16 protein-coding genes are annotated in these 13,071 nt (G+C 69.6%); 11 read left to right on the plus strand and 5 right to left on the minus strand.

All coding sequences use genetic code 11. From position 1 onward, the window contains the following. The first annotated feature begins 23 nt into the window (after positions 1-23). The gene (locus KE274_RS16240) at positions 24-302 is read left to right on the plus strand and encodes a helix-turn-helix domain-containing protein (protein ID WP_211545583.1); all 279 of its coding nucleotides are present in this window, start codon (positions 24-26) and stop codon (positions 300-302) included. Here KE274_RS16240 and KE274_RS16245 read toward each other — a convergent pair. Further along, a complete protein-coding gene (locus KE274_RS16245; protein ID WP_211545584.1) occupies positions 290-901 on the minus strand; it encodes a hypothetical protein in 612 nt (203 codons plus the stop codon). The genes KE274_RS16240 and KE274_RS16245 overlap by 13 nt on opposite strands. 127 nt (positions 902-1,028) lie before the next feature. Between KE274_RS16245 and KE274_RS16800 the strand changes: the two genes are divergently transcribed. Both KE274_RS16800 and KE274_RS16255 read left to right on the plus strand, forming a co-directional pair. Continuing rightward, positions 1,029-1,415: an Rv3235 family protein gene (locus tag KE274_RS16800; RefSeq protein WP_211545585.1), complete on the plus strand. Its 387-nt coding sequence runs from the start codon at positions 1,029-1,031 to the stop codon at positions 1,413-1,415. Positions 1,416-1,439: 24 nt separating this feature from the next. After that, positions 1,440-2,924 carry a sensor histidine kinase gene (locus KE274_RS16255; RefSeq protein WP_211545586.1) on the plus strand — a complete coding sequence of 495 codons (1,485 nt, stop codon included), beginning with the start codon at positions 1,440-1,442 and terminating at the stop codon, positions 2,922-2,924. Positions 2,925-2,992: 68 nt separating this feature from the next. On the opposite strand, the gene KE274_RS16260 is transcribed toward KE274_RS16255, so the two are convergent. Further along, positions 2,993-3,241, minus strand: coding sequence for a WhiB family transcriptional regulator (locus tag KE274_RS16260; RefSeq protein WP_017203224.1), 249 nt, complete (start codon positions 3,239-3,241; stop codon positions 2,993-2,995). A 229-nt stretch (positions 3,242-3,470) separates the two neighbouring features. Here KE274_RS16260 and KE274_RS16265 point away from each other — a divergent pair, with 229 nt between their 5' ends. Beyond that, positions 3,471-3,857 (plus strand): hypothetical protein, encoded by a 387-nt coding sequence (locus tag KE274_RS16265; RefSeq protein ID WP_211545587.1) that lies wholly within the window; start codon positions 3,471-3,473, stop codon positions 3,855-3,857. Positions 3,858-3,875: 18 nt separating this feature from the next. On the opposite strand, the gene bcp is transcribed toward KE274_RS16265, so the two are convergent. The 3 genes from bcp to aroA are packed head-to-tail and all read right to left on the minus strand — an operon-like array spanning position 3,876 to position 6,746. Continuing rightward, positions 3,876-4,349, minus strand: coding sequence for a thioredoxin-dependent thiol peroxidase (bcp, locus tag KE274_RS16270; RefSeq protein WP_211545588.1), 474 nt, complete (start codon positions 4,347-4,349; stop codon positions 3,876-3,878). A 9-nt stretch (positions 4,350-4,358) separates the two neighbouring features. Then, the gene (gene rsgA, locus KE274_RS16275; protein WP_211545589.1) at positions 4,359-5,426 is read right to left on the minus strand and encodes a ribosome small subunit-dependent GTPase A; all 1,068 of its coding nucleotides are present in this window, start codon (positions 5,424-5,426) and stop codon (positions 4,359-4,361) included. Between the two features lie 3 nt (positions 5,427-5,429). Continuing rightward, on the minus strand, positions 5,430-6,746 hold the full coding sequence (gene aroA, locus KE274_RS16280) for a 3-phosphoshikimate 1-carboxyvinyltransferase (RefSeq protein ID WP_211545590.1): 1,317 nt from the start codon (positions 6,744-6,746) through the stop codon (positions 5,430-5,432). 72 nt (positions 6,747-6,818) lie between these two features. Between aroA and KE274_RS16285 the strand changes: the two genes are divergently transcribed. The 7 genes from KE274_RS16285 to KE274_RS16615 form a co-directional block, all read left to right on the plus strand. After that, positions 6,819-7,481, plus strand: a complete 663-nt coding sequence (locus tag KE274_RS16285; protein WP_211545591.1) for a sigma-70 family RNA polymerase sigma factor — start codon at positions 6,819-6,821, stop codon at positions 7,479-7,481. Next, positions 7,478-7,723, plus strand: coding sequence for a zf-HC2 domain-containing protein (locus tag KE274_RS16290; protein WP_136032923.1), 246 nt, complete (start codon positions 7,478-7,480; stop codon positions 7,721-7,723). The genes KE274_RS16285 and KE274_RS16290 overlap by 4 nt, the downstream gene beginning before the upstream one ends. 43 nt (positions 7,724-7,766) lie before the next feature. Continuing rightward, the gene (locus KE274_RS16295; RefSeq protein WP_211545592.1) at positions 7,767-9,068 is read left to right on the plus strand and encodes a GNAT family N-acetyltransferase; all 1,302 of its coding nucleotides are present in this window, start codon (positions 7,767-7,769) and stop codon (positions 9,066-9,068) included. 162 nt (positions 9,069-9,230) lie between these two features. Then, positions 9,231-10,895, plus strand: a complete 1,665-nt coding sequence (locus tag KE274_RS16300) for an ABC transporter substrate-binding protein (RefSeq protein ID WP_211545593.1) — start codon at positions 9,231-9,233, stop codon at positions 10,893-10,895. 41 nt (positions 10,896-10,936) lie between these two features. Next, a complete protein-coding gene (locus tag KE274_RS16305; protein ID WP_211545594.1) occupies positions 10,937-11,941 on the plus strand; it encodes an ABC transporter permease in 1,005 nt (334 codons plus the stop codon). Continuing rightward, the gene (locus KE274_RS16310; protein WP_211545595.1) at positions 11,934-12,926 is read left to right on the plus strand and encodes an ABC transporter permease; all 993 of its coding nucleotides are present in this window, start codon (positions 11,934-11,936) and stop codon (positions 12,924-12,926) included. The genes KE274_RS16305 and KE274_RS16310 overlap by 8 nt, the downstream gene beginning before the upstream one ends. Beyond that, the coding region (locus KE274_RS16615) for an ATP-binding cassette domain-containing protein (protein ID WP_249186107.1) at positions 12,923-13,071 on the plus strand (149 nt) is incomplete at its 3' end. The genes KE274_RS16310 and KE274_RS16615, both read left to right, overlap by 4 nt.

Consider the following 13,071-nt stretch of genomic DNA (forward strand, 5'->3'; position numbering starts at 1 on the left):
GATTGCTCGACCAGACTGTGGACATGACACCCGCGCGCACACCCGCACCGCAGTACCTCGCCCCCGCTCAGGTCGCGGAACTCTTGAGCATCGACGTCCGTGAGGTGATCGCCCTCATCCAGGAGGGACGGCTGCGGGGGGCGCAACTGGGTTCGCCCGCTCGCTGGCGTGTGGAGGAAGCGAGCATCGAGGGCTACCTGGCCGAGCAGTCGGAGGAGGCGCGCCGGATGGCGTTGTGGCGCCAATCGCAGACCGCGAGCTTTCCCGAGGTATGGGGGACGGCCGCCGCTCACATCCGCTGATCGGCGGGGAGCCGCACGACCACCAGGGCCGCGTAGGGGACGATGCGGAAGCCACGCACGGCTGCGGCGCGGCGCGACTCGCCCGTGTCGTGCAGTGCGAGATCGAGGTGGTCGGCGGCCGCGCGGTCGATGGTGCCGTGCGCGTCGTCGCCGAAGCATGTGGTGAGGTGGACGGGGATGCGCCGGCGCGCCAGGTCGCGGAGCACGAACCCGAGCGGCATGCGTTCGCGAAGAGTACGCGCGGGGAGGCGTTCGTCCTCGAGGCTCGCGAGCATCGATCCGTGATCGACGGAGAGTCCCGTCACGGCGTGGAGCGGCACGAGCAGCGCGGACGCCGCCACTCTCGCTTCCTGCGGTACGCGCGAGACCGCAGCGATCCAGTCCACACCGAGCGACTGCAGCCTCACGGGAAGGCGACTGCCGTCTGTGAGATCGATGGTCGTGTCGGTGTTCCGGGCGCACAGTGATCGAAGGCGTGAGCGCAGATCGAGCCGGGCGATGCGCAGGCGCTCGGACTCCGCATCGAGGGCCGCGCGCTCCGCTTCCCACTCCGAGGCCAGCTGTCCCTCGAGGTCGTCGAACAAGCGGTCCCAGTGCACCCGACAGAGCGTAGGGGGAGCACGGTCCGGATGTACGAGTTATCCACATTGTTCTGTCGATCACCCCCGCGGGGGCTGTGCTGCGTGCTCGACTGTCGCCGTTCGTCCGCCGTCACGAGAGTTCGCCATGATGCTTCACGAGTACTTCGCCCCGCAGCCGACCCCGACCCATCAGCTTCCCGATCCGGCCCCGCTGTTGCGCCGCCTCACCCATGGCGTGCTGGAAGTCCTCGCGGGCGTCCGGGAGATCGACCAGCTGGCGCGCTGGTTCAGTGAGGATGCGTACCGCAGCCTGGTCGTGCGATCGAACCTCGCCGCGCGAGCGCGGAGCGCGCGCGGAGTGCCGCCCGCGCGTCCGACCTTCGTGGTCCGCTCGCTGCGGGTCACGCAGCCGGTGGACGGCGTCGTCGAAGCGGTGGTCGTGGTCGACGGGCCGGGACGCACCAGAGCCGTCGCGGTCCGCCTGGAGGGGCTGGACCGGCGCTGGCGCGCGACATCGCTCGCGATCCTCTGAGGTCGTGCGCCCTAGGCTGGAGTGGTGTCTACCCTCAGCGATCTCGCCCAGACCCAGGGCCTTCTGACCGACGACGATATCGAGTGGCTGCACCGCCTCGCCGGTGACGGTCAGCTTCTGGCCGACCTGGCCTCCGCCGACATCGTGCTGTGGATCCAGACGGAGGACGGGTCGTTCATCGCCGTCGCCCATGCCCGCCCCAGCGGCGCAGCCACGCTGTTCTACCGCGACATCGTGGGGGAACGCGTTCGTCCGCAGTGGCGGACACAGGTGCAGGGCGCCTTCGAGTCCGCGGAGATCGTGGACTCCTCATCACCGGACTGGTTCGAAGAGACGCCCACGCGCGTGCGTGCCGTGCCGATCGTGGTCAACCGTCGCGGCGACGACGCGGCGCCCTCCGTGATCGGCGTGGTGACCCGGCACACGAATCTGGGGGAGGTGCGCACCCCTTCGCGCCAGCAGATCACGTTCGACGAGTGCGCGAACGACCTGTTCCGCATGATCGCGGACGGCAGCTTCCCCGACCCCGCCGCCCCGACGTCGCCGCGCCGCGGTGCGCCGCGCGCGTCGGACGGACTGATCCGCATCGACGTGGACGGGATCACGACCTTCGCCAGTCCGAACGCCCTCTCCGCGTTCAATCGCATGGGGTTCGACGACGAGCTCGAGGGCGAATCGCTCGCCGAGGTCACGACCCGACTCGTGCCGCCGTCCCGGCAGGTCGACGAGTCGCTGCCCGTCGTGGTCACGGGGCGTGCGCCGTGGCGCACCGACATCGAGGCGCGCGGGGTCACCGTCTCGCTGCGAGCGATCCCCCTCAAGGACCACGGCACCCGCATCGGCGCGATCGTGCTCTGTCGCGATGTCTCCGAGCTGCGGCACCAGGAGCAGGAGCTCATCACCAAGGACGCGACCATCCGGGAGATCCACCACCGGGTGAAGAACAACCTGCAGACCGTGGCATCGCTGCTGCGGATCCAGGCCCGCCGCACGCACTCCGACGAGGCGCGCGATGCGCTCACGCAGGCCATGCGCCGGGTCGATGCGATCGCGGTGGTGCATGACACGCTCGCTCAGGGTCTCACGCAGAAGGTCGACTTCGACGAGGTCTTCGATCGCGTGCTGAAGCTGGTCGCCGAGGTGGCGTCCGCTCCGAACACGCGCGCCCGTACGCAGTCGACGGGACGCTTCGGCGTGCTGCCCAGTGAGTACGCCACGCCCCTCGCGTTGGCGCTGACCGAGGTCGTCACCAATGCGGTCGAGCACGGCCTCGCAGGTCAGGAGGGCTCCGTGACCATCGACGCTCAGCGCACGGAGGATCACCTCCGCGTCACCGTGCGGGACACCGGACACGGGCTTCCCGAGGGGCGGGTCGGTCAGGGTCTCGGCACGCAGATCATCCGCACGCTCATCCAGGGAGAGCTCGGCGGCACGATCGAATGGCGCGGCCGTGAGGGGGAAGGGACCGAAGTGGTCATCGACATCCCGCTGCGGTGGCTGGAACGCTGAGCGCAGGGGCTCGGCATACGGAAGCGGCCTGAGAGCGAGTCTCGGGCCGCTTCGTCAGTTCGACGTCGTCAGGAAGCGCGGCGTGCGCGCGCGGCACGACGCTTGAGGGCGCGGCGCTCGTCCTCGGAGAGGCCGCCCCACACGCCGGAGTCCTGGCTGGTCTCGAGGGCGTACTGCAGGCAGATCTCGGTCACCGTGCACGTCGCGCAGACGGTCTTGGCCTTCTCGATCTGGTCGACGGCCGGTCCGGTGTTGCCGACGGGGAAGAAAAGCTCGGGGTCGACGGTCAGGCAGGCGGCTTTGTCGCGCCAGTCCATGGGGGCTCCTCGGTGTGGATTTCATGAGATGTCGCGACGCGACCTCTCGATTCGGGGGACGGTTCGGGTTCCGCTACCCTGTTGAGATGCGGGCGGATGCCCGCCGATTGTGACGCGAACGCGAACGTTCGCCCCACGCCGCTGTGGGAGCACATGACTTTCTCTATTCTGTTACATGGACACCCTGAAATCAAGGGTTTTCTCTGCTTTGCACCCCCAGGAGGACCGCGTGCGCGCACCGGGAATCGCCCTCGCCGCATCGGCGGTGCTCGCCATCGAAGCGGCCGCGCTCGTCGTCTTCGCCGCGATCGAACTGGTGGGATTGGGCGCGGGGGACGCCGCGTCCTCGACGACCGCGATCGCGCTCATCGTGCTCACCGTGATCGGCGCGGCCGCGCTGGTCGCCTTCGCCGTCGGCACGCGGACCGGACGGTCGTGGGCGCGCTCGGGTGGCGTCGTGTTCCAGGTGCTCGCCGTCGCGCTCGCGCTGGGCTCGCTGACGTTGCAGCCCGTGCCGTGGGCATTCGTCCTCGGACTCGCCATCCCCGGGGTCGCAGGCTTCGCGCTGCTGATCTCGAGCGCGCGGCGCGAAGGGGAGCGCCGCGAGGCGGAGTGACGTCGCGGGGCGAGGCTCTCAGGCGTCGATGCCGAGCTGCTTGCGCAGTCGGGCGACGTGACCGGTGGCCTTCACGTTGTACTGCGCGAGGGTGATGACGCCCTCCTCGTCGAGCACGAAGGTCGAGCGGATCACGCCCTCGACCTTCTTGCCGTAGTTCATCTTCTCGCCCCAGGCGCCGTATGCTTCGTGCACCGCGTGGTCGGGGTCGCTGAGCAGCGGGAAGGTGAGTCCATCGCGCTCGCGGAACTTCGTCAGGGTGGCGGGATCGTCGCGCGACACCCCGACCACCTGATAGCCCGCACCCTGGAGCGAGGAGATGCTGTCGCGGAAGTCGCAGGCCTCGGTGGTGCAGCCGGGGGTCATCGCGGCGGGGTAGAAGTACAGGACCGTCTTGCGGCCACGCAGGTCGGCCAGCGAGACGGGTGTGCCGTCCTGGTCGAGGAGAGAGAAGTCGGGGGCGGCGGTACCGGATTCCAGGCGCTCAGTCACCCGTTCAGCCTAGCGGCCCGGGGTCTGCTCCGCCTTGTCGGCGAACGTCTGCAGGAGGCGCTGCAGCGAGTCCAGCCGCGCGCGACCCGTCTCGCTCAACTCGCCGCGCTCCGCTGCCTCGATCAGGGCGCAGTCCGGGGCATCGGGAAGGTGCGTGCACCCGCGGGGGCAGTTCTCCGCGATCACGGCGAGCTCCGTGAAGGCCGCGAGGATGTTGGCGGGATCGACGTGTCCCAGCCCGAACGACCGAACGCCCGGGGTATCGATCACCCACCCGGTACCGCCGGGCCCCTCGTAGCGCAGCGACACCGTGGACGAGGAGGTGTGGCGCCCCCGACCGGTGACCTGATTGACGTGGCCCGTCGCCCTTCCGGCGGACGGCACCAGGGCGTTCACGAGCGTCGACTTCCCCACCCCCGAGTGGCCGACGAAGACCGTCGAGTGGCCGATCAGCGCCTCGCCGATCTCGTCGACGGGCATCTCCTCGCGGGCGCTGGTGAAGACGCGCAGATCGAGGCCGTCGAAGTGGGCGAGGAACTCGGATGGGTCGGCGAGGTCGGTCTTGGTCACCACCAGCAGAGGGCGGATGCCGGCGTCCAGGGCGGCGACGAGGTAGCGATCGACGAGCCGTGCCCGCGGCTCAGGATCGGCGGCGGCGACCACGACGAGCATCTGATCCGCGTTGGCCACGATCACGCGCTCGACCTGGTCGGTGTCGTCGGCGCTGCGGCGCAGCAGCGAGGTGCGATCGAGGATGCCGACGATCCGCCCGAGCGTGCCTTCGGCACCTGAGGTGTCGCCCACCACGCGCGCCTGATCGCCGGTCACGATCGGCGTTCGTCGGAGTTCGCGGGCACGGGCGGCCGTGATGGCGTGCTCGTCCGGGGTGCCCTCGCCGAGGAGCACGGAGTAGCGACCGCGGTCGACGCCCAGCACGCGGCCCACCTGCGCGTCCTCGTGCGCCGGCCGACGCTTGGTGCGCGGACGGTTCGCCTTGGGATTGGGGCGCGTGCGGATCGCGCTCTCGTCGTACTCCTCGAAGTCGTCGTCGAGGTCGGTGTCGTCGAGCCAGCTCACCGGTCAGCCCCGCAGCATCCGCTCCCAGAGCATCGTGAACTCCGGGAGGGTCTTCGCGGTCGTGCCGATGTCGTCGATCTCGACCCCCGGGACGCGCAGTCCGATGAGGGCGCCCGTGGTTGCCATGCGGTGGTCGTGGTGTGCCGCCCAGGTCCCGCCGTGCAAGGGGGCGGGGATGACCCTCAGGCCGTCCGGCAGCTCCTCGGCGGTGCCGCCCAGTGCGCGCAGGTTGCCGATGAGCGCGGCGATGCGGTCCGTCTCGTGCAGGCGGATGTGGCCGATGCCGCGGATCGTGGTCGGCGTCTCGGCGAACGCCGCGAGGCCGACCAGGGTGGGGGTGAGCTCGCTCGCGGCGGAGAGGTCGATGTCGAGGCCGCGGATGCTCGAGCCCGCCCGAACCGTGAGCGCGCCCCCGTGACGGGACACATGAGCGCCGGTGCTCTGGAGGATTTCGGGCAGCAGCGCGCCGGGCTGGGTCGAGTGCGCCGGCCATCCGGTGATCGATACGGTGCCACCCGTCACGAGCGCAGCGGCGAGGAAGGGTGCGGCGTTGGAGAGGTCGGGCTCGATCGCGATCTCCTTCGCGCGCGGCACACCGGCCTCGACCAGCCACTCGCCGACGGCCGGTCGCTCGATCCGGATGCCGCGCCGGCTCAGCGCCTCGATCGTCATGTCGATGTGCGGCAGGCTCGGCAGCCGCTCGCCGGTGTGCACGAGGTGCAGGCCGACGTCGAACCGCGGAGCGGCGAGCAGCAGTCCCGACACGAACTGGCTCGACGCGGAGGCGTCGATCTCCACGCGGCCGCCGCGGATCCTGCCGTGGCCGCGGATCGTGAACGGCAGCGCCCAGGTGCCCTCGTCGTCGATGTCGACGCCGAGATCGCGGAGCGCGCTGATCAAGCCGCCCATCGGGCGATGCAGGGCGGTCTCGTGCGCCGTCAGGTGCACGTCGTTCGCGGCGAGGCCCGCAAGAGGGGAGATGAAGCGCATGACCGTCCCGGCCTGACCGCAGTCGATCGTGACGCCGCCGTGCAACTTCGCGGGTGTGACGACGAGGTCGGGGCCGAACTCGTGCCCGCCGTCGACCTCCTCCACCCCGACGCCCAGAGCGCGCAGGGCGTCGATCATCCGCCGGGAGTCGTCGCTGTGGAGCGGCGCGATCAGGCGACCCGGTCCGTCGGCGATCGCGGCGATGATCAGCTCGCGGTTCGTCAGCGACTTCGATCCGGGGATCGTGAGCTCGGCGCGAACGGGCTCGTCGGTGGTGGGCGCGGGGTAGGCGCCCTGCACACGGGACGGGGAATACCTTTTGGCGCTCATCGGTTCTCACCTTAGTAAACACGACGCCGTCACCGTGAGAGGCGGCACCCGCAGAGGCACGAAGGGATGAGGATGCCTGCGACGTTGGAGCGCGAGGTGATCGACCTGCGCGGCCTAGACTGGCCGGTGATGGATGACACCACGACCGCAGACACCGTCGGCGACCCTCGGCGCGAGTTCGAAGAGCAGGCGCTCCCCTTCATGGACCAGCTGTATGCGGCGGCCATGCGGATGACGAGGAACCCGGCGGACGCCGCCGACCTCGTGCAGGAGACCTTCGTCAAGGCCTATGGGTCGTGGTCGACGTTCTCCCAGGGGACCAACCTCAAGGCCTGGCTGTACCGCATCCTCACGAACACGTACATCAACATCTACCGCAAACGTCAGCGCGAGCCGTTCCAGGGCACGATCGACGAGCTCGAGGACTGGCAGCTCGGTGGCGCGGAGTCGACGACGGCCTCGCACAGTCGCTCGGCGGAGGCGGAGGCGATCGACCGCATGCCGGCGTCGGTCGTGAAGGACGCGCTGCAGGCCGTGCCGGAGGACTTCCGGCTCGCGGTCTATCTGGCAGATGTCGAGGGCTTCGCGTATCAGGAGATCGCCGACATCATGAAGACCCCCATCGGCACCGTGATGAGCCGTCTGCACCGTGGCAGGCGGATGCTGCGGGAGCTGCTGGCCGACTATGCCGCCGAGCGAGGCATCGCCGCGGCTGAACCGAGGAGCACGAAATGAGCGACTGCGGCTGCGACAAGGCCCGTCAGGATCTAGAGGAGTACCTTCGCAACGAGGTGTGCAAGACCGAGCACGCCGAGATCCGCGAGCATCTGGAGAACTGCCCGTCCTGCCGAGACGAGGCGCTCGTGGCCACCACTCTCACCGAGGTCGTGGCTCGTGCCTGCAAGGAGACCGCGCCCGAGGAGCTTCGCGACCAGGTGTTCGCGCGTCTGCGTGAGGTGCAGGCCGCCCAGCACTGACCGGCCCGACCGCACCGTCGGTGGCGGCCAATAGGCTGGTCGCATGGCCCTCATCGATGCGCGCGGGATCCCCGCCGACCAGAGCTCCGTCGACCGGCTGGCAGGGGAGGGGCTCGACTATCGAGTGCTCGACCTCGACGACCCGGCGGCGGTCGAATCCTTCCAGCGCGCTCTCGCCCGTGGCTTCCTGGGGGCCGAGCCCAGCGCCGAGACCCTGGCGGACGGCCTTCCCACGGTGCTCAGCCGCCGCAACATCGGCGTGTACGAGCGTGACGCGACACCCGCGCAACGTCCCGTCGCCACGATCGACTCCTGGGTGACGCCGATGACGGTGCCCGGAGGCGAGATCGGCCTGTGGGCGATCAGCGGCGTCACGGTCTCCGGCACGCATCGCCGCCGCGGCATCGCCCGTGCCCTGCTCGAGGGGGAATTGCGCGCGGCCGCGAACGCGGGTGTGTCGATCGCCGGTCTCACGGCCTCGGAAGCGACGATCTACGGTCGCTACGGCTTCGGCTCGGCGGTGCCGGTCGCGCGGTTCACGGTCGACACGCGGCGCGCGGGCTGGGACGGTCCCGCGCCGCAGGGGCGGATCGAGTACCTCGACCGCGAGCAGCTGGCAGACGAGCTCGGCGCCGTGCACGAGCGCTCTCGCGGCGCGCGGTCGGGCCAGGTTCCGGGGTGGCGGGCCCGCTGGACGGGTCTTGCCGGTCTGCAGTCGTCGGACACGGATCGCGACCGCGTGCGCGGCGTGCGGCACGTCGACGCGGACGGGGTGGTCCGCGGCGTCATGGCGTATGCGGTCAGCGAGAAGGGGGAGTCCTTCCGGTTCGCGTTGCACGTGCGGCTGCTGGTCGCCGAGACCCCGGAGTCGACGGCGATGCTGTGGCGCTTCGCGCTGCAGCACGACCTCGTGGACGAGGTGACCGCCGACCTGCGTCCGCTCGATGAGGCGCTGCCGTGGCTGGTCGCCGATCCCCGCGGCGTCACGCAGGTGGTGCACGACCATGGCTGGCTGCGCATCCTCGACGTGCCGGCCGCTCTGACGGCGCGGCGGTACTCGGCCCCTCTGGACGCCGTGATCCGGGTGGAGGACTCCCTGGGCTTCGCCGAGGGGGTGTGGCGCGTGCGCGTGGACGCGTCCGGGCGCGCGGAGGTGGAGTCCGTGTCGGCGGATGCGGCGGACCTCACGCTTTCGGTGTCGGCGCTGTCGTCGCTCTACGCGGGGGGCGTCCGCGCGGCCTCGCTCGCTGCGGCCGGTCGGGTCAGCGGTTCCCCGCAGGCGGTGGAGGCGTTCGATCGCGCTCTGGTCGCCTTCCCCTCCCCGTCACTCGACATTTGGTACTGACCGGGGCGACCGTGTTCCGTCCGCGGGGCGCAACGCGGCAGCGTCGTCTCATTAACTAGAAACCTCTTTACTGGAAAGAGCCTTTACTATAACCTCGCCTCAGAGCGGATGCCCGTCCGTTCTGCTCGACTTCCGCAACGAAGCTCTTGAGACGAGGTTTCCATGCACGTCAACCGCTGGAGGAAGACCCTTCCTCTCGTCGCCGGTGCCGCCGCCCTCGCGCTGGCACTGGCCGGCTGCACGCCCGCTGGCAGCTCATCGGGCGGCGATCGCCCGCTGCGCATGTGGTCGGGGTCGATGACGCCGATCACCAACAACTTCAACCCGTTCGCCGTCGACACCGCCACGCACATGACGTTCGGCGCCATCTACGAACCGCTGTTCTTCTTCAACCAGCTCTCCGACGACCCGCCCGTCGGCCTCATCGGCGACTCGTACGAGTTCAGCGACGACGGTACCCAGCTGACCATCGTGATCAAGCCCGACCTGAAGTGGAGCGACGGGGAAGACCTCACCGCCGAGGACGTCGCCTTCAGCCTCGGGTACGGCTCGAACCTCGACCCCGACATGGTGTCCGCCGAGGCCACCGACGACACCACCGTGGTCGTGACGTACTCCTCCGCCAAGTTCACCGCGACGCCGCTCATCCTGGGTTCGACCTGGATCATCCCGAAGCACATCTGGTCGGAGATCGACGACTACATGACCGAGACGAACCCCGAGCCCGTCGGCTCCGGGCCCTACGTGCTCAAGTCGTTCACGGACGCCGCCTACACGCTGGAGGCGAACCCGCTCTTCCGCGACGGGCCGCCCGCGATCGCCGAGGTGCAGGACATCGGCATCGACTCCAACCAGTCCTCGGAGGACCTGCTCAAGACGGGCAAGCTCGACTGGGTCGGCCAGTTCATCGCGAACCCCGACGGCGTGACCTCCAACGGCCGCATCAGGACCATGAACCAGCAGCAGGACCCGACCGTGATCGTCACCTGCGCGGACACCTCGATGGGATGCACGGGGGCGCAGACCGACCCGGCCGTCCGCCAGGCTCTCAACCTCGCGATCGACCGTGCCGCCATCAGTAGCAAGGCGTTCGCCGGACTCTCCGGCGAGGCCTCGCCCAGCTTCGCACTGCTGCCGCGCGACGAGAGGTGGCTGAGCGACCCGTCGCTGGCGGTCAGTCCGCAAGAGCCGGACGCCGCGACCGCCGAGAGCATCCTCGAGGAGGCCGGCTACACGAAGGGCAGCGACGGCTTCTACGGCAAGGACGGCACCGCGATCGAGCTGGACCTCTTCTCGCCCGACGGCTGGACCGACTACAACGACGCCGCCAAGCTCATCAGCGCCCAGGCCGCGGAGGCCGGTATCCGCGTGAACGCGCGCACGGTGTCGGAGGCCGAGTACTGGACTCCCATCTCGACGGGCGACTTCCAGCTCGCGCTGTACGGCATCACGCAGTCGCTGGTCGCCGACCCCTACTCCAACTACGACCAGTACTTCACCACGAACGCCAGCGCGAAGGTCGGCGAGGAGCCCACGAAGGGGCAGAACTACTCCCGCTACACCAACCCTGTGGTCGACGCCGCGGTGAAGCAGGCAGGGGCCACGCAGGACGAGGCGATCAAGAAGGAGGCCTACGCCGCGGTGCAGGCCGAGATCGCGCGCGACCTGCCGTACATCCCGGTGGTGCTGAACGCCTCGCAGTCGTTCTTCAACACGGCCGACTTCACCGGCTGGCCCAGCGAGAGCGACATGTACGCGGCACCGCTGCCGTACCTGTCCACGGCGTCCGCGGTCATCCTGACCCACCTGCGTCCCGCGAAGAAGTAGGGCGCCGCACCCATGGTCCGATCCGACGAGAGGAGAGGCTCGTGAAGTTCTGGATGCGCCGCATCGCCTTCTACATCATCACGCTCTGGGCCGCGATCTCCCTCAACTTCCTGCTGCCGCGGCTCCTGCCCGGCGACCCCGCCGCCATCATGCTGGGCAAGCTCCGGCGTGCGAACGGAGGACGACCGCTGTCCGAGGAGACGATCAAGGCGATCACCTCGATCCTCGGCGCGGAGAAGGGATCGACGCTGTGGGATCAATACCTCGCCTACTGGGGCCGGCTGCTGCACGGTGATCTCGGGATCTCCTCGACCCGATACCCGGCCCCGGTAGGCGAGCTCATCGCCGCGGCACTGCCGTGGACGGTGACGCTCGTCGGCGCAGCCACCATCATCTCGTTCGTCCTCGGCATCGTGGCCGGCGCGTGGGTGGGCTGGCTCCGCGGCACGTGGATCGACCAGCTGGTGCCGGTCACCACGTTCCTGCAGTCCATCCCGTACTTCTGGCTCGCGCTCGTGCTCGTCGCGGTGTTCTCGGTGCAGCTCGGGCTGTTGCCCATCATCGGGGGCTATGACGTGTTCGAGTTCCCCGCGGGACCCGAGTGGACACCCGCGTTCTTCGCGAGTGCGTTCGTGCACGCCCTGCTCCCCGCGGCGACCATCGTGATCTCCTCGGTCGGGGGCTGGCTGCTCGGGATGCGGAACATGATGGTGCAGACGATGGCGGAGGACTACGTGCTCACGGCAGAGGCGAAGGGGCTGCGGCCCTCCCGCATCCGCCGGGCCTATGCGGCGCGCAACGCCTCGATCCCGAGCCTCGCCGGCTTCGGCATCGCCCTGGGGTTCGTGGTCGCGGGCTCGATCGTGACCGAGCAGGTGTTCAGCTACCCGGGTCTCGGAAAACTCATGATCCAGTCCGTCCAAGGGCTCGACTACGCCCTGATGCAGGGGGTGTTCCTCGTCATCACGCTGACCGTGCTGGCGGCCAACTTCCTCATCGACCTCCTGTACGGCTTCATCGACCCGAGGGTGCGCCGCGATGGCTGATCTGATCGTCTCTCCGTCCGAATCCACGCACGCCGTGGCCGTCGCGCGATCCGCCCGCGTGCGCCGTGGGCTTCCGCGGCTGTCGGGCAAGCTCCTCGTCGGCGTGGTCGTGCTCACGGCGATCATGCTGTTCGGGCTGATCGGCCCGCTGCTGCTCGGCGACCCGCGCGACGCGAGCTTCGAGCCGCTGCTCCCGCCGAGCGCGGAGCACCCCTTCGGCACGACCAAGCTGGGGTTCGACGTGCTCGCGCAGGTCGCGACCGGCACGCAGGGCTCGCTTTTCGTCGGCGCGGTCGCCGGCGTCGTCGCCCTGTTCCTCGCGCTCGTGTTCGGGGTGCTCGCGGGATACTTCGGCGGGGCGCTCGACGAGACCCTGATGCTCGCGACCAACATCATGCTCGTGATCCCCGGGCTCCCGCTCGTGATGGTGATCGCGGCGTACGTGCAGCACACGGAGGGTCTGGGCGACCTGGCCCGCAGCTCGCTGCTGGTGGCTCTCGTGCTCGGCATCACCGGGTGGGCCGGGTCGGCCGTGGTGCTGCGCGGCACCGCTCGGTCGCTGCGCACGCGGGACTACGTGGCGGCCGCGGTCGTCGCGGGTGAGCGCCCGCTGCGGGTGATCTTCGTGGAGATCCTGCCGAACCTGGTGCCGCTGCTCGCGGCGCAGCTGATCTTCGGCGTGATCTTCGCGGTGCTGGGAGAGGCCGGACTGTCGTACCTGGGGCTCGGTCCGACCGGGTCGATCACGCTGGGCACCGTGCTGAACGACGCACAGACCGGCCAGGCCGTGGGCAGTGGCGCGTGGTGGTGGTTCGTGCCGCCCGGGCTGATCATCGCCCTGATCGGCACGGCCCTGTCACTGATCAACTTCGCGATCGACGAGATCGTGAACCCGAAGCTGCGCCTCGCGCCGGTGGCTGCGCGCCGTCAGCGCCGGGCACGTCGTGCCGGTCGGGGCGTCGGCGGGGAAGGAGCGGTCGCGTGAGTGAGGCGGTGTTGTCGGCGCGGAATGTGTCGATTGAGTATGAGGTGGATCCGCCGGTGCGGGCGGTGCGGGATGTGTCGTTGACTCTGCATCGGGGGGAGATTTTGGGGTTGGCGGGGGAGTCGGGGTGTGGGAAGACGACTCT

This window comes from Microbacterium paraoxydans (genome assembly GCF_018224615.1).
Taxonomy (GTDB): domain Bacteria; phylum Actinomycetota; class Actinomycetes; order Actinomycetales; family Microbacteriaceae; genus Microbacterium; species Microbacterium paraoxydans_B.